General features: G+C 60.7%; 13 protein-coding genes. 7 read left to right on the plus strand and 6 right to left on the minus strand.

Features of this window, described 5'->3' with window-relative positions; translation table 11 throughout:
• Positions 1 to 8 precede the first annotated feature (8 nt).
• Genes ACM0O9_RS15465 through ACM0O9_RS15475 form a run of 3 tightly spaced genes read left to right on the plus strand, consistent with a single transcriptional unit; the run spans position 9 to position 5,786 of the window.
• Positions 9 to 2,978 carry a Z1 domain-containing protein gene (locus ACM0O9_RS15465; RefSeq protein ID WP_235649894.1) on the plus strand — a complete coding sequence of 990 codons (2,970 nt, stop codon included), beginning with the start codon at positions 9 to 11 and terminating at the stop codon, positions 2,976 to 2,978.
• Positions 2,959 to 3,987 (plus strand): PD-(D/E)XK motif protein, encoded by a 1,029-nt coding sequence (locus tag ACM0O9_RS15470; protein WP_235649893.1) that lies wholly within the window; start codon positions 2,959 to 2,961, stop codon positions 3,985 to 3,987. Before ACM0O9_RS15465 ends, ACM0O9_RS15470 begins: the two co-directional genes overlap by 20 nt.
• Positions 3,978 to 5,786 (plus strand): AIPR family protein, encoded by a 1,809-nt coding sequence (locus tag ACM0O9_RS15475; RefSeq protein WP_235649892.1) that lies wholly within the window; start codon positions 3,978 to 3,980, stop codon positions 5,784 to 5,786. The genes ACM0O9_RS15470 and ACM0O9_RS15475 overlap by 10 nt, the downstream gene beginning before the upstream one ends.
• A gap of 145 nt (positions 5,787 to 5,931) precedes the next feature.
• Here ACM0O9_RS15475 and ACM0O9_RS15480 read toward each other — a convergent pair whose 3' ends face one another.
• From ACM0O9_RS15480 to aceE, 3 genes are all read right to left on the minus strand, one after another.
• On the minus strand, positions 5,932 to 6,981 hold the full coding sequence (locus ACM0O9_RS15480; RefSeq protein WP_235649891.1) for an RNA-dependent RNA polymerase family protein: 1,050 nt from the start codon (positions 6,979 to 6,981) through the stop codon (positions 5,932 to 5,934).
• A gap of 683 nt (positions 6,982 to 7,664) precedes the next feature.
• Positions 7,665 to 8,618 (minus strand): hypothetical protein, encoded by a 954-nt coding sequence (locus ACM0O9_RS15485; protein ID WP_235649890.1) that lies wholly within the window; start codon positions 8,616 to 8,618, stop codon positions 7,665 to 7,667.
• A gap of 81 nt (positions 8,619 to 8,699) precedes the next feature.
• Positions 8,700 to 11,387, minus strand: a complete 2,688-nt coding sequence (gene aceE, locus ACM0O9_RS15490; RefSeq protein WP_012478970.1) for a pyruvate dehydrogenase (acetyl-transferring), homodimeric type — start codon at positions 11,385 to 11,387, stop codon at positions 8,700 to 8,702.
• A 544-nt stretch (positions 11,388 to 11,931) separates the two neighbouring features.
• Here aceE and ACM0O9_RS15495 point away from each other — a divergent pair.
• Both ACM0O9_RS15495 and ACM0O9_RS15500 read left to right on the plus strand, forming a co-directional pair.
• Positions 11,932 to 12,492, plus strand: coding sequence for a PadR family transcriptional regulator (locus ACM0O9_RS15495; protein ID WP_095379197.1), 561 nt, complete (start codon positions 11,932 to 11,934; stop codon positions 12,490 to 12,492).
• A gap of 60 nt (positions 12,493 to 12,552) precedes the next feature.
• Positions 12,553 to 13,350: a siderophore-interacting protein gene (locus ACM0O9_RS15500; RefSeq protein ID WP_235649889.1), complete on the plus strand. Its 798-nt coding sequence runs from the start codon at positions 12,553 to 12,555 to the stop codon at positions 13,348 to 13,350.
• Positions 13,351 to 13,412: 62 nt separating this feature from the next.
• Here the strand turns inward: ACM0O9_RS15500 and ACM0O9_RS15505 are convergent, their stop codons facing one another.
• Entirely contained in the window at positions 13,413 to 14,234 is an 822-nt protein-coding gene (locus tag ACM0O9_RS15505; protein WP_235649888.1) for a hypothetical protein, read from the minus strand.
• 206 nt (positions 14,235 to 14,440) lie between these two features.
• Here ACM0O9_RS15505 and ACM0O9_RS15510 point away from each other — a divergent pair, with 206 nt between their 5' ends.
• Positions 14,441 to 14,842: a hypothetical protein gene (locus ACM0O9_RS15510; RefSeq protein ID WP_235649887.1), complete on the plus strand. Its 402-nt coding sequence runs from the start codon at positions 14,441 to 14,443 to the stop codon at positions 14,840 to 14,842.
• Between the two features lie 220 nt (positions 14,843 to 15,062).
• Here the strand turns inward: ACM0O9_RS15510 and ACM0O9_RS15515 are convergent, their stop codons facing one another.
• Both ACM0O9_RS15515 and ACM0O9_RS15520 read right to left on the minus strand, forming a co-directional pair.
• Positions 15,063 to 15,770: a YceI family protein gene (locus tag ACM0O9_RS15515; RefSeq protein ID WP_005415047.1), complete on the minus strand. Its 708-nt coding sequence runs from the start codon at positions 15,768 to 15,770 to the stop codon at positions 15,063 to 15,065.
• 86 nt (positions 15,771 to 15,856) lie between these two features.
• A complete protein-coding gene (locus ACM0O9_RS15520) occupies positions 15,857 to 16,447 on the minus strand; it encodes a malonic semialdehyde reductase (protein WP_005415046.1) in 591 nt (196 codons plus the stop codon).
• 126 nt (positions 16,448 to 16,573) lie between these two features.
• Between ACM0O9_RS15520 and ACM0O9_RS15525 the strand changes: the two genes are divergently transcribed.
• On the plus strand, positions 16,574 to 17,533 hold the full coding sequence (locus ACM0O9_RS15525; protein ID WP_005415045.1) for a mitochondrial fission ELM1 family protein: 960 nt from the start codon (positions 16,574 to 16,576) through the stop codon (positions 17,531 to 17,533).
• Positions 17,534 to 17,563: the final 30 nt, after the last annotated feature.

The raw sequence follows: 17,563 nt of genomic DNA on the forward strand, positions 1-17,563 counted from the left end.
AGAGAACTATGAGTGACTCAAGCGAAAGCAGCGTTATCAAGATTGTCCAGGAGCTTCTGGCTGGCGAGAAAGATTCAGGACCGATCACTCCAGCGTTGATTGACGAGAAGATCAGCCTGGTGCTGATGATGAATCGAAAGTGGGCAGCCGATCTTGATCGTGACGCTGTTACGGACGAGCTTATCCGGCGATTCAGTGTATGGATCGGTGATGACATCAGTCTCTCCGACGATCGTGGCCATGAACCCTGGCTCGACTCCTCCAGGAAAGAGGACTGGCGTTACTGGCAGCGCTATCGGGAGATGATCGAGAAGGACTTGTCTTGGGACATCGCTGACAAGCTGGACAAATCAACCGACAAGATTCTGGGGATGCTTGAGGATCCTCTGCGCTCTGGCCAGTGGAGTCGCCGGGGGCTTGTCGTCGGGCACGTGCAGTCAGGCAAGACGGCGAGCTATACCGGTCTCGTATGCAAGGCGGCGGATGCGCAGTACAAGATAATCATCGTCCTCGCCGGCCTGCACAACAACCTGCGATCCCAGACCCAGATACGGCTTGAGGAAGGCTTCCTGGGGTATGAGACAAACTCTATGCATGATGTACTCAAACGCGTGGGCGTCGGCTTGATCGACACCGACCTGTCCATCAAGCCCAATTGCGCTACAACGCGAGCCGACAACGGTGATTTTGGTGGGCTTGCCGGAAAACAGTTTTCGATCAGCCCCGAACAGCGGCCTTGGCTGTTTGTCGTCAAGAAGAACAAATCGATACTTGTCAGGCTTCTCAGGTGGATTCAGACGCACGTCGCGGACGCTCCTGTTCCAGGCGCGGAGCCCGCCTCCGCGAACACGAAAGGGCTTCCCATCGTGGCAAAAAGGGCGACCAAGTTCCCGTTGCTCATCATTGATGACGAGGCTGACAATGCCTCGGTTGACACAGGTGAAGAGGTAGTCGACGAGGATGGAAAGCCCGACGAGGAACATGACCCAACAGCGATCAACAAACTTATCCGGCGCATACTGAATTCGTTCTCGCGCTCAGCGTACGTGGGCTATACCGCTACGCCTTTCGCAAACATCTTCATTCATGAGCGCGGTGAGACACGAAACGAAGGGCCGGACCTGTTCCCCTCTGCCTTCATCCAGAACCTGGCAGCGCCCGACAACTACGTTGGCCCTACGACGATGTTTGGGCAGGCATCCCCGGAGGGTCGCAAGGGACAGCTTCCCCTGACCCGACCTGTGGGTGACTACCAGTCAGACGACAAGACAACGGGATGGATGCCTACGGGCCACAAGATCGATCATGTCCCGCAGTGGAGCAAGGCACACGCGCTACCACCAAGCCTGAGAGAGGCAGTCGACTCCTTTGTCTTGGCATGCACTGTCAGGAAGCTCCGTGGCCAAGGAAAGAAGCATAGTTCGATGCTCGTTCACGTCACGCGATTCAACAACGTTCAGAAGGTGGTAAAGGCTGACATTGACGATTACATCAAGCATGCCCGACAAGCGATTGGGCGCGGGATCGGCCACGCCGACGCCCTATCCAGCCTGCAGGAGCTGTGGAACCGTGACTTCCTTCCTGCTTCTGCCGCGATTCGTGAGCTTGGGTTGGGTGACCTTCCCAGTGCAGATGCTACTTGGCAAGACGTCGCGTCTGCGCTGCCGGGAGTACTCGATGATATCGAAGTGCGAATGATCAACGGAACTGCCAAGGATGCCTTGGATTACGAGCAGAACAAGGATCGAGGCCTCAAAGTCATCGCTATCGGAGGCGACAAGCTTGCACGCGGCCTTACGTTGGAGGGCCTCTGCACCAGCTACTTCCTGCGCGCATCAAAGATGTACGACACGCTGATGCAGATGGGTCGGTGGTTCGGATACCGTCCGGGCTACCTTGATCTCTGCCGTCTCTATACATCCCCGGACCTTATTCGCTGGTTCAAGCATATCTCTGATGCATCAGCAGAGCTGAGAGAAGAGTTCGATCTCATGGCCAACTCTGGGGCGACGCCGAGGGAGTTTGGGCTGAAGGTCCAGTCGCATCCCGAGATGATGGTTACGTCGCAGATCAAGATGCGGAGCGCGAAGACACTGCATCTTTCGTACAGTGGAGAGCTTGTTCAGACAGTCAGCTTCCCGACTGATCAACCGACTCTGAATCGAAACCTGGATGCAGGTAATCGGCTTGCCGTTCAAATGGGAAAGCCTGACGAGAGCAACCCCATAAAGGCGGCATTCCAAGGTGGCTCCAAGGAATGGCAGGGGCATCTCTGGCGAGGTGTCGACTTCACAACCGTAGCCGACTTCCTAGACAGCTACAGCACACTGGCAGCCGCCCACCGGGTAAACAGCAACGTGATTGCTCAGTTCATCCGCAAGATGGCGGAAGCAAGCGAGCTCACGGAGTGGACAGTGGCAGTTTTGGGGACTCAATCGGGTGAGCCCTACGAGCTTGCTCCAGGGATTAGTGTTGGCATGGCGCGCAGAAAGGCGGATTCGATGGAGGGGAGCCGGTACTCGATTGGTGTCCTCCTTGATCCGACCGACGAGTCAATTGACGTGAGCCAGGATCAATGGGACGCCGCGCTCGCGCTCACCGTGTCCACTTGGGAGAAGAGGGAGGAGAAGAAAAGTGCTTCGGCTCCGGACACCCCCAGCGGCGTAGCGCTGCGCCGAGTTCGAGGCAAGGGAACTTCGACCGTAAGGGCGGAACCAGAGAAGGGCCTCCTGATTCTGTACGTTCTTGATCCAGCTCGTGCGGGCGCCAAGACAGGGGCAGATTGGGAACGCCCGAAGAACCTTGCAGGCGCCCCACCCGTGTTGGCATTTGCCGTGAGCTTCCCAGGAAGCAGCTCCGATATCAAGGTTCCCTACAAGGTGAACAACGTCGGTTGGGAGAGCGAGTATTCCGACATCCCCGAGTACGTCATCAACAACATCGGCTGGGAGGATATGAATGCTCAGCTCCAGCAGTGACACAGAGCTGGTCGCCGCGTGGCGCGCCCTGAGCGGCCTTGCCACAGGGGATGGCTGGAAGGTTATCGAGCTTTTCAGCATTGGAAACTGCTGCGTCATGGCAGGCCGTCGTGGCGCGCGGAATGAAGAGAGCGTCCTGGTCGGCGTCAAGGGAAACGTGCCATCCCAACCATTTCAGCTGCCACGCGGCCAGGGTTTCAGCCTCATAAGCACGGAGCTTCAGGGCCACCATGCAGGCCACTCGTGGTTTGCGTTGGTTCGACAGGAGTCAGGATCGCTTGAGCTCTTTACCAAAGTGGCGGTAGATCTGGTGAACCTGATGGAGAGCACGTCCGCTCAGGACGGCCTACGGATTCATAGTGCAATGATTTCCAGGATCCGTGCTTGGCAAGCCTTCATGAAGCGCGACAGCGATGGCGTTCTTTCCACGGAGGAAGAGATTGGGCTCTTCGGAGAACTCTTGGTTCTTCAAAACCTTCTGGACGATGGAGTTTCAGAGTTCGACGCTCTTGACAGCTGGGCTGGGCCTGACGACGGACTACACGACTTCCTGCTTGGCAATGGTGCAATCGAAGTGAAGACAACCTTGGCGCCTGTAGGATTCATCGCAAGAATTTCCAACCTCGATCAGTTGGATGACAGCCTGCACCAACCCCTCTTTGTTGCGGCAATTCGTCTCGCTCAACTGAGTGAGGGATCAACTCTTCCCGACTTGATTGACCAAGTGGCTGGACGAATCCACGATCCCGGCGCATCTGCCTTGCTGAACAGTCGGCTCGTTTCAGCTGGTTACATGGACGTGACCCGAGCCGAGTACACGAGGCGCTTCCGTTTCAGTGAGCTCACGTATCGAACCGTGCGTGCTGACTCGCCCCGCCTTACTAGACCCAGCGTGCCTGCAGCAATCCTTGATGCACGCTACTCGCTCGATTTGGATACCTATCCTGTTGCGGCGTCCACCTATGCAGATATTTCGATTAGCCTTGGAGTGAAGAATCAATGGAACTGACCGATTTCCTTTCGCAGATTCGCGCGGAAGTACAGGATGAAATAGAGGAACGCATGTCCGTTTCGGGGACCGCCTACCCCTATCCGGAGCTGGTGTTTGCCGAGATTGCGATGCGCCACATGGAAGAAGTGGGCATGACGTACGAACCACAGGTCTGCTACGTTGAGACGCGCGTCCATGTAGGAAACATCAGGCTAAGCGGATATTCCATCTCTGAGGACGGGGAACGTCTGGACCTGTTCGTGACGTCTTACAAGGATTCGGACAAGGTCCAGGCCGTTCCGGACTCTGAAGCGAAGCAAGCAGCGGAGTACTGCTTCCGCTTTCTTTCCCAGTCTGCCCAGGGAAGGATGACGAAGACGCTGGATCCATCGAACGATGCATACGAACTCGCGGTACATATTGAACGTGGCTATCGGGACTTCGAGGAGATCCGGATCTACGTGCTGACGGATGGCCAGGTAAAGACCAAGAACTTCAAATCTCAGGAGGTCGGAGGGCGAACCGTGCGACTTGAGGTGATGGACATCGAGCGGCTCAACCGTCACCTGTCGGAGGGGAAGCCAAGGGACGAACTGGTGGTCAATTTTGCGGAAGTGGCAGGTACACCGCTCCCGTGCGTCTATATCCGGGGTGAGGAGGACAGCTATGACTACGCGATGACCGTATTCCCGGCCGACGTGCTTCGCCATCTGTATGACAAGTACGGCGCCCGACTTCTTGAGGCGAATGTGCGGTCCTTCTTGAGTGCAGCGGGAAAGGTAAACAAGGGCATCCAGGCCACGTTGCGCTCAGAACCAGAGAAGTTTGTCGCCTACAACAATGGCATCGTCGTGGTCGCCGACGAAGTCAGCCTCGGAAAGACCAGCGATGGGGGACCTGGCATTGCGTGGCTGAAGGGCATGCAGATCGTCAACGGTGGCCAGACGACTGCATCAATCTACTTCACCAAGAAGAGGTTTGCAGACACCGACTTGTCCAAGGTTCAGGTGCCGGCAAAGGTCGTAATCCTAAAGACGGATAACTCCGCTGCAGAAGAAGCGCTTATCAGCGACATTTCGCGGTTCGCGAACAGCCAGAACACTGTCAAACAGTCCGATCTTTCCGCCAACTCACCGTTCCACGTTGAGCTCGAGAAACTGTCTGACACCGTCTATCTCCCCGATGGTGTCGGCCGCTGGTTCTATGAGCGTGCCTCCGGCAGTTACAACACCAAGTTGGCACGCGAGGGAAGCACGCCTGCCAAGTACCGGACCCTCAAGACATCAGTCATTCCCCCCGCGCGCCGCGTGGTCAAGACAGATCTCGCCAAATTCCTGAACTCTTGGGATGGGAGACCCGACCAGGCTAGCCTCGGCGGTCAGAAGAACTTCGCCCGTTTCATGGACGATGTGAAAGAACGGGAAGAGCGTGGAGAGTCTGTGGTCCCGGATGCAACTGGGTTCAAGCAGATGATAGCCAAAGTCATCATCTTCAAGCAGGTTCAGTCGCTTGTCCGACCTTTACTGCCTGCGTTCCAAGGCAACGTAACCATCTACTTGGTCGCTCTACTTTCTCAGCAGCACGGATCAAAGATCGATCTGATGCGAGTGTGGGAGCAACAAGGCCTCTCTGATGGCTTCAAGGATCAGATCCGGATATGGGCCAAGGAGGTCAACGCAGCTCTTCATGCCTCGGCGAAGGGAAGAATGATCAGTGAATGGGCAAAGAAAGAGGAGTGCTGGGGTGTTCTGCGCAAAATTGAACTCAGTCCCGCTCGAAATCTCGCACCTGAACTCAAGAGTTTCCCAACTGGCTGAAATGGGCGAGGCCTGACTTCAACGGTTGCAGCCGAGCCCCCGAATTCTGTCGCACCCAAACCTGGGCAACAGAATCTCGCGAACACACAACCGCAGCACAACCATAATCACCACTAATTCAGTGGTGATTATTTTTATAAGGATATCAATTCGACATCGAATTTGCGATTAGATCAATTGCGTCATGAGAGATTTGCTCAGCGGAGTCGAATGGTGTCTCGAGCGTTTCAGGATGTCGTGGCGATTCGGTCAGCCCATGGAGGCAGGATATCGTGGAGATGTATGGATCTTCGCTCTTCATGAGCGCCCTCGTTGCGCCAACATCCGCGAATTCAACTAGCTCATTTCTATCAAAGGATTCAGCAGCATTAACGGTTATTCCATTAAGCTTAAGGATCGCAACTGACTCCATCTCCGTCGCGGAAAGCCCCCCTCTTCTTATTTCGACACCCTTCCCCTCCACGCTCAACGGCTGCGCAACCGCTTGTGCCGCGTTTCCACCCATGCTCAGAATCTTATCGAGATTGTTGGATGCGATAGCGTTAATAACCTCCCTCTGCAATGCCAGAGCAGGCGAATCGACTGCACGACTCACTTTGGAGAGCTCATCCCGCGGGCTTAGGTAGGCTAGACGTCCCATTCGATATCTTATTTTCGGGACAATCCGCTTCTCTTCATACCCGCTGACGGAGTGATGCTTCTCGATTAGTTCAACGATCTCAGAATAGTACTTTCTCTGCAGAAAATGGGCCCGCTCGGATAACTCGTCGATGGCGGCATCCTCAGAAAGCGAAGCCATCCTGTTGAACTTTAAGAATTTTTCAAACTTATCGATGTAACCAGCGCCTTGCGCAACCGCGGAATAATCCATTACCGGCAGCCTGAACCCCGACCTAGAGAACCGAAGCGACAAGTCATTTGACGCGACAGGCTTCGCTACCAAAAAAGCCTTGATATCACCAACCAAGCTCATCCAGCTATCTTCATTTGGATCTCGCTTGAAATCATCCTCTCCGTCAAGCCATTGCGCAGCTGTAATATTTATCGTTTTCTCGGAGGATTCATCGTGAACCGTCAGACCCATAGAATCCAGAATTCCCCTCACCTTATCGGCCGCCCGCGACACTTGCGCCTTCGTTCCGACAAGGGTGATGTCATCGACGTAGCGGAGATATCCCACATCAGCCTCGCCCATGGCATCATCCACTGACCTCATTACCAAATTTGCCAGTAGGTGACTGAACATTGGGCCTGTCAGAATGTGTCCACCGGCACTACTTGTCTGCTCACCGTGATCACTTATTAATCGCTCCCCCAAGAGAACCATAGATGACGGCAGGTCAGAGTTAGAACAGGCTCGCTTCCATGCGCCGAGTGCCAGCGCACAAGAAACGGATGGATAGAACTTCTTTATATCGATGAACTGGACCGTTGAGTCTCCATCACGCCTACACAGGCTACTTATTACATCATGGCGCCTTTGGAGGCCAATCATGTAGTGCTCGAATATTCCCGAGCAATCCGACCCACGGGTTGGCCGATAACTAAAAACCTGGTCAGGAATCGAAAATCCGTCACCCAATGACTCCGAACAAGCACTTATCAGAGCAGCCTCAGCAAGAGCCTCATTCGCAGTCGGAAAATGCATCTCTCTATGCAACAGAGAACCATCAACCTCCTGCTTATAATGCAAGCTCTTGAAATAACTTGGGGTACCCCTTCGGCACACCAGATCAGGCGCTACAACTTTCGCCCATTGATCTGTCCGAGATGACTCATTATCCAAATAATACCTTAGCCCGAGATACGTAAGCACATCCCTCTGGCGATATTGATTAAGGGAACGGACCGCCAGCACCCCCGGCCGCTGACTCCTTCTCATATCCAACCCCCAACCTTAAACGGGATTACCGATAAATGAACTCTAGCCGTTATATCGGGTTGTAGTGGAAGTTGAAATCTCGCCTGGGCAGAATAGTGAATATCAGGAACGATCACTCTAGGTCTGAGGAAATTCCACGCACCAGAGCAAAGCTTAAACAACCAATTAAATATATTTCCACCCGAGGCCACCTTCATCGGCGGTTCAATCCAAACAGCGAAACTGTTTTCATTGGAAGCACTGGACATCAAATTGTATAGATGAGGCTCAGCGACAGCCCAGTTCTTCGAATTGTTCACAAATCCACTGAAATTGGCTACCAAGAGAAGCCTTCGCTCCACCGAACCACAGGCTTTCTCACACGAACTTACAAGCTGGGCAGTGCTTTCTTCACAAGTCACATCCCACTCCATAAAGTCCAATTCAAGGAATATAGCTTGATCCTCAAGACTTGGGACTAGACGTTCGAGCATTGATCTTGCGTAATCAATCGCGTGCGGCGATAACTCTGCTCCTAGAAGCCGAACGGATAGGGGCTCCCTAGGCAGAACTTTCTCCCTTCTCAGCTCCGCAAGCGCCGAAAGGAAAACAGCAGCGGCAGCGCCAGCCCCGCATGGAGCATCGGTGAGGCTTAAAGACGTGCCTGCGGTACACTTAATGAAGGTATTGGACGTCAGGCCCACTTCGTTCTTGGGATCAAGAATTGCCAGCAACGTTCGGGCCGCGGAGCCATCAAACGAATGCGCAAAATGCTTGTCCGTTTCCTCCTTGCTCGCGCCACCTATAGGTCCCTTCTGAGCAACTTTAGTTGCAGCGTCCCACAGCCCATTCTCGTTCACCAAGTCTTTGTAGACTTGGCATAGCGGAGCGGGCAGAACCAAGGTACTGACTTCTGGTAGCCAAAGCGATTCCGGAATCATTTCTGGCTGAAGTAGCCGTTCCTCACTCATCCACTGTCCTTATGTGAGCGCACCTTAAAGAAACGGGCGGCCAAGCCGCCCGTTGCCCTTATTGCTCTAAGCTAGCAGTAATCAAACCCCAACAGGATTAGCCTTCTCCGGATCAATCTTGTACTGCTTGATCGCCCGGGCCACATCCTTCGCGGTCATCTTCCCTTCCTTCGCCAGCGCCGCAATCGCGGCATGCGCGATGTAGTACCGGTCAACCTCAAAGAACCGACGCAGGTTCGCACGCGTATCCGAACGACCAAACCCATCCGTACCCAGCACCGTATACGACATCGGCACGAACGCACGGATCTGGTCCGCATACGCACGCACGTAGTCGGTGGCGGCAATCGCCGGGCCCTGGCGGCCTTCCAGCAGCTCGGTCACGTAGGCCTTGCGCTGCTCACCTTCCGGATGCAGGCGGTTGGCACGCTCCACGTCGAAACCATCGCGGCGCAGTTCGTTGAAGCTCGGGCAGCTCCAGATGTCGGCGGTCACGCCGAAGTCCTTGTCCAGCAGCTCGGCGGCGGCAATGGCTTCGCGCAGGATGGTGCCCGAACCCAGCAGCTGCACGCGCAGCTCGCCCTTCTTCGGCTTGCCGGCGTCGGTCAGCAGGTACATGCCCTTGACGATGCCTTCGGCCGCGCCTTCCGGCATTTCCGGGTGGGTGTAGTTCTCGTTCATCAGGGTGACGTAGTAATACTCGTCCACCTGGTCTTCCATCATGCGCTTGGTGCCGTGCTGCAGGATCACCGTCACTTCGAAGCCGAAGGTCGGGTCGTAGCTGCGCACGTTCGGGATGCCACCGGCCACCAGATGGCTGAAGCCATCTTCGTGCTGCAGGCCTTCACCGTTCAGCGTGGTGCGACCGGCGGTGCCACCCAGCAGGAAGCCGCGGGTACGCATGTCGGCGGCCTGCCAGGCGATGTCGCCCACGCGCTGGAAGCCGAACATCGAGTAATAGATGTAGAACGGCAGCATCGGCACGTTGCTGACCGAGTAGCTGGTACCGGCGGCCATCCACGAGCTGATCGCACCCGGCTCGCTGATGCCCTGCTGCAGCACCTGGCCGCTCTGGTCTTCGCGATAGAACATCAGCTGGTCCGCATCGACCGGCTTGTACTTCTGGCCGAACGGCGCGTAGATGCCGATCTGGCGGAACAGGCCTTCCATGCCGAAGGTACGGGCTTCGTCGGCCACGATCGGCACGATGTGCGGGCCCAGTTCCTTGTCGCGCAGGGTGATGTTCAGGCTCTGCACGAACGCCATGGTGGTGGAGTAGCTGCGCTCGCCGCTGCTCTTCAGCAGGCGCTCGTAGGCTTCCAGCTTCGGCGCGACGAAGGTCTTGTCGGCCTTGCGGCGGCGCTGCGGCAGGTAACCGCCCAGCGCGGCACGGCGTTCCTGCAGGTACTGCACTTCCGGCGAATCCGGGCCCGGGTGGTAGAACGGCACCTGGCCGTCGGCCAGCTGCGCGTCGGTCACCGGAATGTTGAAGCGGTCGCGGAAGTGGCGCACCGCTTCGTCGTCCAGCTTCTTGGTCTGGTGGGTCGGGTTCAGTGCTTCACCGGCGCTGCCCATGCCGTAACCCTTCACGGTCTTGGCCAGGATGACGGTCGGCATGCCCTTGGTGTTCACGGCCTGGTGGTAGGCGGCGTACACCTTGTGCGGGTCGTGGCCACCACGGTTCAGGCGCCAGATGTCGTCGTCGCTCAGGCCGGCGACCATCGCGGCGGTTTCCGGGTACTTGCCGAAGAAATGCTCGCGGGTATAGGCGCCGCCGAAGGCCTTGCAGTTCTGGTATTCGCCGTCGACGGTTTCCATCATCAGCTTCTTCAGGACGCCATTGGTGTCCTTGGCCAGCAGGGCATCCCAGTAACCGCCCCACAGCAGCTTGATCACGTTCCAGCCGCCGCCACGGAACACGCCTTCCAGTTCCTGGATGATCTTGCCGTTGCCGCGCACCGGACCGTCCAGGCGCTGCAGGTTGCAGTTCACCACGAAGATCAGGTTGTCCAGGCCTTCACGGCCGGCCAGGGCGATGGCACCCAGGGTTTCCGGCTCGTCGCTCTCGCCGTCGCCGATGAAGCACCACACCTTGCGGTCGGACTTCTCGATCAGGCCACGGTTTTCCAGGTAGCGCATGAACTGCGCCTGGTAGATGGCGGCCAGCGGGCCCAGGCCCATCGACACGGTCGGGGTCTGCCAGTAGTCCGGCATCAGCCACGGGTGCGGGTACGAGGACAGGCCACCGCCGTCCACTTCCATGCGGAACTTGTCCAGCTGCTCTTCGCTGATGCGGCCTTCCAGGAAGGAACGTGCGTAGATGCCCGGGGCGCTGTGGCCCTGGATGAACAGCAGGTCGCCCGGGTGGTTTTCGCTCGGGGCGCGCCAGAAGTGGTTGAAGCCCACGTCGTACAGGGTGGCGCCGGAGGCGAACGAGGCGATGTGGCCGCCCAGGTCACCCGGCTTGCGGTTGGCGCGCACCACGGTGGCCATCGCGTTCCAGCGGATGATCGAACGGATGCGCCATTCCAGCTCGGCGTTGCCCGGGCTCTTGGCCTCGAACTGCGGTTCGATGGTATTGACGTATTCGGTGGTGGGAGAGAACGGCAGGTAGGCGCCCGAACGACGGGTCAGTTCCACCATGCCTTCCAGCAGCTGATGCGCGCGCTCGGAGCCCTCGACATCAATAACGGCCTTCAACGACTCGATCCACTCCTGGGTTTCCACAGGATTCGGGTCGTTGTTCAGCACCTCGTTCAACCAGTTCATTAGCGCTCCCATAACCGCACGCACGCGCGCGACTGTTGTATAGATTTCTAGACCGCAAAGTGTAGCGCACCAAGGGCTTTCGTCACTTGGCTACGCTGGCGTATGGATGCAACCGGCCAGTGTCCGCAAGGGGCTTGCCGGGCCCGCTGATGGCCCTGCGGCGGGCCTTGGCGGCGGCGCGGGCTGTCGCTTGCGGCCGCTGCGCCCATGTGCAGGACGCAGTGTTACCGCTGCCGATGACGGTTGTAGGGCAACTCCGGAACCGCCGTAGGTGGGCGCCGGGCAGCGGTTCTGAACCGGCGACAACATGTCGCACCTGCCTCTGGATCGCTGCCAGTCGCGGGCCCAGGGTGGGTCGCGAGTGATGGGCCCGATGGCCCTGCTCCCTTCCACAGCATCGCCGGGGCGCCTCGCAGGGGGCGCCCCTTTTGCTGTGCGCACGAAGGTCCGTGGCCCAAATTGCACCTGCTTGTGGCCGGATCGGATGTTGTCGCTTTCGACATATCGATATATCGTTTGCATACTCGTTTACCGATATATCGAAATGAGCCGTACCGCTTCTGCCAGAGCCCGTTCCACCGATCCGGATGTGCCGCGCCGCAACGGCCAGCCGCGCGTCCTCAGCCGCGGCGACCTGCGCCTGCTGGTGCTGGCCCTGATCGGCGAGCAGCCGCGCCATGGTTACGAGCTGATGCAGCTGATCAGCAACCAGTTCATGCAGGCCTACACGCCCAGCGCCGGCACCATGTACCCGCTGCTGGCCAGCTTCGAACAGGCCGGCTGGATCGAGGCCGAGGAAGTGGATGGCAAGCGGATCTTCCGCATCACCGCTGCCGGCGAGTTCGAGCTGAAGGTGCAGCGCACCCAGGTGCGCCTGGCGCAGCGGCGTGCCTTCGACCGTGCCCGCGAGATCACCAAGGCCTCGCTGCCGCCGCCGCTGGCCGCGGCCCTGCGCGAGTTCAAGCGGGCGCTGGTGCACCACCACGGCCGCTGGGCCGAGGGTGAGGCGGACGAAGTGGCGGCGCTGCTGACGCGGGCCTCGGCCCTGCTCAACGGTACGGCCGGTAGCGAGCAACCACCGATTTCAACGACCCAGCCAGACTGACGCCAGCCAGGTCTCCCCTACGCCGCGCGCCCCCGCGCGACACCTTTACAGGTAACCCCCATGACCGAACACAACAACACGCGCCTGCGCCTGGATGTGCGCTTCCGTGAACTGACCGTGCTGCGCACCGAAGAGGTCACCCCGCACATGCGCCGCATCGTGCTGGGTGGCGACGACCTGGCCGGCTTCGATTCGCCCGGCGCCGACGACCATATCAAGCTGTTCTTCCCCAACGCTGCGGGCGAGATGGTGCTGCCGGTGCTGACCGCCGAAGGCCGCAGCTACCCGGACGGCAAGGTGCCTTCGCCCTCGCGCGACTACACCCCGCGCTGGTGGGACCACGAAGCCGGCGAGCTGGCCATCGACTTCGTGCTGCACGACCAGGGCGTGGCCGGGCCATGGGCCGAACGCGCACAGCCGGGCGACATGCTGGTGATCGGCGGTCCGCGCGGCTCGTTCGTGGTGGCCGACAGCTACGACGCCTACGTGCTGATCGGCGATGAAACCGCACTGCCGGCCATCGCCCGTTGGCTGGACGTGCTGCCGGACAGTGCCGAGGTGCAGGCCTTCATCGAAGTGCGCGACGAGACCGAGCGCCAGGACCTGCCGCAGTACGAGAACGTGCGCATCCACTGGCTGGAGCGCAACGGCTTCCCGGCGGCCAGCAGTACGCTGCTGGAAGACATGCTGACCGACTTCGAGGCCCCGGACGGCGATGTCTTCTACTGGATCGCCACCGAATCACGGCGCGCACGGATGATGCGCAAGTTCATCGAAGGCCACCTGGGCGTGCCGCGCGACTGGATCCGTTCCACCGGCTACTGGAAGGCCCACCCGGACGAAACCGACGGCGATTGACCGGCTCGGGGTCAGATCCCTTTTCCTGTGGAAAAGGGATCTGACCCCATGCACCGGCAACCTCATGAACCTTCGGCAGGAACCTGCAATTGCCGGCCAACGGCCGGCACTACCCTCTGCGGCGTCCACCCGAACCGCTGCGCGGCCCAGATCTCCAGCGCTACCAGCAGGGCGATGATCAACAACGGCAACAGCAGCCCGAAGTACACGCCGGGCATCATGCCGTTGATCTGCGCCTTCACCAGCCGCAGCACGCCACGGGTGTGCAGCAGCTCATCCACGTGCATGGTCAGCGCCTCGCGCACCACCTTGGGTTCCAGGCCGAGGCTACCGGCCCTGTCCACCAGCGTGTCTTCCACCATGCTGCGCAGCAGGCCCTCGCGCACCCTGCCGATCACCCAGCCGGTACCACGTGCCAACGGGCCGTTGCCAAGACGGTCCAGGCCGGGCAGCGGATGCTCGCTGAGGTAGGCCGAGGCGATGGTGTCGGCGACGTCGCCCACCGTGCCCTGGCTGCGCAGTGCCTCGCGCATGCGCGGGTCGTCCAGCGAATCGGTAAAGCCTTCGCTCCAGCCTTCCACCAGGGTCTGCAGGTGCGGCTGGAAATGATCGAGCTGCTTGAACAGCGCGCGGTGCGCACCGGCAGTGAAACCCAGCTGCAGGCCGAAGAAGGCAGTGGCCAGCGGCAGCAGCACCACGTAGCTGGCCAGCAGCCAGTGATGCCAGCGCTTGCGCCGCTGCAACCAACCACGGCGATGCAGCCAGCGCCAGCCGGCGATGCCCAGCACCAGGCCGAGCAGCGTACCGAGCACGCTGCCGCCCACCAGATCGAGCACGCTCAGGCCCGACCAGAATTCGTTCAACCAGTACTGCGCGTCCTGCATGGGTCTTCCTTCCGTGGGTGATACCGCAGCCATTGTAGAACCGAGCCCACGCTCGGCTGCGCCGCCGTCGGTGGGTGCGGACCGCCATCGACTGGTGGGTGCGGACCGTTGGTCCGCACACTCCCATGCAATTGCCGGCCAGCGGCCGGCACTACCGAGCTGGCAATGCGACAATCGCGCTCCTTTCCTGCAGCAACGAGGCCCACATGGCCAAACTGACCCTGGCCAGCGTGGACGCGCTGCGTACCCGCTTCGCCGATGACGCCGCCTGCGACGCGGCATTGGCCGCCTTCGCCGACACCGCTGCACTGCGCGCGCCGCTGCGCGACCTGGTGGAAGCACAGCACCGCTACCTGCAGGCCGAATTCGAAGTGGCGCAGGTGGCCGACGTGCTGCGCCGCGACCAGAAGTACGCGCCGGTGGGTCGGCCTTCGATCAACATCGTGCAGCTGCGCAAGCAGCAGGCCGCGACCAAGCAGGCGGCGCTGATCGCACGCCAGAGGGTGGCACAGGCGGCGCAGACGTTCGTGCGGGTGAGCGGGATGACGGTGAAGGCCAAGCAGAGCCCGAGCGAGGCGTGCGTGGCATGGTTGGGCGCGTTGCGCTGAGGGATCGTGCGGACCAACGGTCCGCACCCACCAAATGCAGATCCGCACCCACCAGATGCCGGTTGGCATCTGCCGGGTAGTGCCGGCCGCTGGCCGGCAACCCCATCGGCATCGGGTGCCCAGCATGCAGCCGGCCAGCGGCCGGCTCTACCGGCACCCAAAAAGAAGGCCCGCTCTTCAGCGGGCCTTCTGCCTTCTCACGACGAGTGAGCTGGGTGCATCAAGCGGCCGGCTTTTCGCCGGTGGCTTCGGTGGTGATGCGGATCTTCACTTCATCGCTGACGTTCGGGGCGTAGGCGCCGACGCCGAAATCGCTGCGCTTCAGGGTGGTGGTGGCATCGAAGCCAGCCGCCGGAACCTTGGCCATCGGGTGCTCGCCGCCGCCGTTGACGGTGACGTCCAGGGTGACCGGCTTGGTGATGCCCTTGATGGTCAGGTCGCCGGTGACGGTCAGCTTGTTGGTGCCGGCCGCTTCCACCTTGGTGCTCTTGAAGGTGGCATCGGCGAACTTGGCGGCGTCGAAGAAGTCGGCGCTCTTCAGGTGCTCGTCGAACTTGGCGGTGAAGCTGTTCAGGCCGCTCAGCGGCAGCTTCACTTCCACGGTGGACTTGGTCACGTCTTCGGCGTTGTACACCAGGGTGCCTTCGACGTTGCCGAAGTGCGCGCTGGGGTTGGAGAAGCCGAAGTGGCTCCACTGCGCCAGCACGTCGGTGTGGCTCGGGTCCAGCTTGTAGGTGCCCGAGGCGATCTTGATCGCTTCGGCAGCCGGCGCAGCAGCGGCGGCATCAGCCGCCGGGGTGGCAGCCTGCTCGGTGGTCGCCGGGGCGGCGGCATCGGCAGCCGGGGCAGCGGTGTCGGCCGGCTTGGAGCAGGCGGCGATGGCCAGGGTCAGGGCCAGCGGCAGCAGCAGTTTACGGGTGGCGCTCATCTGAGGAACTCTCCGGATCGTAGGGTGGGTACACGGTGCAGCAATGGCCCGCCGCGGAACAGCGGGCCCGAAACCGATACAGCGACTTACGCGATGCGCGCCGCTTCGTCGAACGACAGGCGCGGCAGGCGCGGGAACAGGCCCGCCGGATCACCGTAACCCAGGTTGACCAGGAAATTCGACTTGATGGAGGTGCCGGCGAAGAAGGCTTCGTCGACCTTGGCCGGGTCGAAGCCGGACATCGGACCGGCATCCAGGCCCAGCGCGCGCGCAGCCAGGATCAGGTAGGCACCCTGCAGGCTGCCGTTGCGGATGGCGGCTTCGTGGCGGCCTTCCTGCGGGCCATCGAACCAGGCCTTGGCATCGGTGTGCGGGAACAGGTACGGCAGCTTCTCGTGGAAGTCCAGGTCGAAACCGATGATGACGGTGACCGGCGCAGCCATGGTCTTGGCCAGGTTGCCTTCGGACAGCGCCGGGGCCAGCTTGTCCTTGGCCTCCTTCGAGGTGACGAAGACGAAGCGGGCCGGCGTGGTGTTGGCCGCGGTGGGGCCCCACTTCACCAGGTCGTACAGTTCCTTCAGCAGGCTCTCGGGGACCGGCTTGTCGAGGAAGGCGTTCTGGGTGCGGGCCGTACGGAACAGCTGATCAAGGGCGGCGGCGTCGAGCGCGTGGGACATCGGTGGATCTCCAGGGCGGCGAAAGGAAGTCAGTGCCCGCGGGCGGCGCGGGGCGAAACGACGAGCCGCAGTGTAGAGTGTCGCGACTGTTGCAACACCCAGCAGGGCTGAAACGAATTAATGCCAATGGTGAAACGATCGAGCGCGCCATGGACGGTCACTGACGGCCGTGCGGGCAATGTCCGCCAGGCGGTCGCGCTGGCCTCGGCACTGCGCCAGGGCACCCACCGACCGCTGCTCCTGCAACCGCGCGCACCCTGGCGCTGGCTGTCGCCGCGGCGCCTGCCCGGCGATGTGAATGGCTACGGCGAGGCCTTGGCGACGCTGGCGGCCGAGGCGCCGGCACTGGCGATCGGCTGTGGTCGCCAGGCGGCCGGTGCCCTGCGCGTGCTGCGTGCACGCGGCAGCCAGGTGGTGCAGATCCTCGACCCGCGCATCGGCGCCCGCCATTGGGACGTGGTGGTGGTGCCCGAACACGACGCCCTGCGCGGCAGCAATGTGCTGACCCTGCTCGGCAGCCTCAACCCGGTGGACGACGACTGGCTGGCCTGGGGTCGCGCCGCGTTCGCCGGCTTCAGCACCCTGCCCGGTCCGCGCACCGCACTGCTGGTGGGCGGGCCGACGCCGCTGGCGCCGTGGGACGAGACGGCGATGGTCGGTGTGTTCCAGGCGCTGGCCGAGCAGATCCGCAGCGAAGGCGGCAGCCTGCTGGCCACCACCTCGCGACGCACGCCGCCAGCCCTGGCCGAGATCCTACGCGCGAAGTTCGCCGACCTGCCGCACGTGATCTGGGGCGATGGTGGCGACGGTACCAATCCCTATGGCGGCCTGCTCGGCTGGGCCAACCGGGTGGTGGTCTCGCCCGATTCGGTGAACCTGCTCTCTGAAGCCTGCGCCACGCGCATGCCGGTGATGGTGGCGCTGGCCGATGCCGCGCAGGGCCGGCTGGCCCGGTTCCAGCAGCAGCTGCGCGAACGCGGGCGCTTGCAGCCGCACTGGCTGGACTGGCAGTACGACCGCATCGAGCCATTGCGCGAAACCGCGCGCGTGGCGGCGGAAGTAAAGCAGCGCCTGGCCTTGGGGTAGTGGGGGGGGGGGGGGGGGGGGGGGGGGGGG

The sequence above is a fragment of the Stenotrophomonas sp. FR012 genome, assembly GCF_047520565.2.
Taxonomy (GTDB): domain Bacteria; phylum Pseudomonadota; class Gammaproteobacteria; order Xanthomonadales; family Xanthomonadaceae; genus Stenotrophomonas; species Stenotrophomonas sepilia.

Coding starts and splice junctions, on each gene's coding strand:
- ACM0O9_RS15510 (WP_235649887.1), top strand. CDS start 14,441: ATGGCCAAACTGACCCTGGCCAGCGTGGACGCGCTGCGTACCCGCTTC.
- ACM0O9_RS15475 (WP_235649892.1), top strand. CDS start 3,978: ATGGAACTGACCGATTTCCTTTCGCAGATTCGCGCGGAAGTACAGGAT.
- ACM0O9_RS15515 (WP_005415047.1), bottom strand. CDS start 15,770: ATGAGCGCCACCCGTAAACTGCTGCTGCCGCTGGCCCTGACCCTGGCC.
- ACM0O9_RS15500 (WP_235649889.1), top strand. CDS start 12,553: ATGACCGAACACAACAACACGCGCCTGCGCCTGGATGTGCGCTTCCGT.
- ACM0O9_RS15525 (WP_005415045.1), top strand. CDS start 16,574: ATGGTGAAACGATCGAGCGCGCCATGGACGGTCACTGACGGCCGTGCG.
- aceE (WP_012478970.1), bottom strand. CDS start 11,387: ATGAACTGGTTGAACGAGGTGCTGAACAACGACCCGAATCCTGTGGAA.
- ACM0O9_RS15480 (WP_235649891.1), bottom strand. CDS start 6,981: ATGGGCGAGGCTGATGTGGGATATCTCCGCTACGTCGATGACATCACC.
- ACM0O9_RS15470 (WP_235649893.1), top strand. CDS start 2,959: ATGCTCAGCTCCAGCAGTGACACAGAGCTGGTCGCCGCGTGGCGCGCC.
- ACM0O9_RS15465 (WP_235649894.1), top strand. CDS start 9: ATGAGTGACTCAAGCGAAAGCAGCGTTATCAAGATTGTCCAGGAGCTT.
- ACM0O9_RS15495 (WP_095379197.1), top strand. CDS start 11,932: ATGAGCCGTACCGCTTCTGCCAGAGCCCGTTCCACCGATCCGGATGTG.
- ACM0O9_RS15520 (WP_005415046.1), bottom strand. CDS start 16,447: ATGTCCCACGCGCTCGACGCCGCCGCCCTTGATCAGCTGTTCCGTACG.
- ACM0O9_RS15485 (WP_235649890.1), bottom strand. CDS start 8,618: ATGAGTGAGGAACGGCTACTTCAGCCAGAAATGATTCCGGAATCGCTT.
- ACM0O9_RS15505 (WP_235649888.1), bottom strand. CDS start 14,234: ATGCAGGACGCGCAGTACTGGTTGAACGAATTCTGGTCGGGCCTGAGC.